The following is a 272-nucleotide window of genomic DNA, read 5'->3' as shown; positions in this document are numbered from 1 at the left end:
CGCGCGGCTATGCGTTCGACGACGGTTTCGGTGCAACCGGGCGCTTCAGCCTTGCGGCGATGGGGCGCGACATCTCGGCCATGGTCGCAACACAGGCCGGGGGCAACACGCTGTTTGTGGTTGCCCAGAACGATCAGGCCGGGTTCTCGACCTGGCTGCGCGCGCCCGACGGCAGCACGCGCAAGGTTTCAGATATTGCGCTGCCGCAGATCGCCGGCATCCTCTATGCCGAGGTTGATTTCCTGCGGCTGGCTGAAGCTGCGGGCAAGACC

The 272-nt window shown here is 65.8% G+C and carries 1 protein-coding gene; it reads left to right on the top strand.

Features of this window, described 5'->3' with window-relative positions:
- Nucleotides 1-272: hypothetical protein (locus RMT89_RS43105; RefSeq protein WP_315889213.1), on the top strand; the 272-nt coding region annotated here is incomplete at both ends.

This window comes from Streptomyces sp. P17 (genome assembly GCF_032436805.1).
Lineage (GTDB): Bacteria > Actinomycetota > Actinomycetes > Streptomycetales > Streptomycetaceae > Streptomyces.
This window is presented reverse-complemented; position numbering and strand designations above follow the sequence as displayed.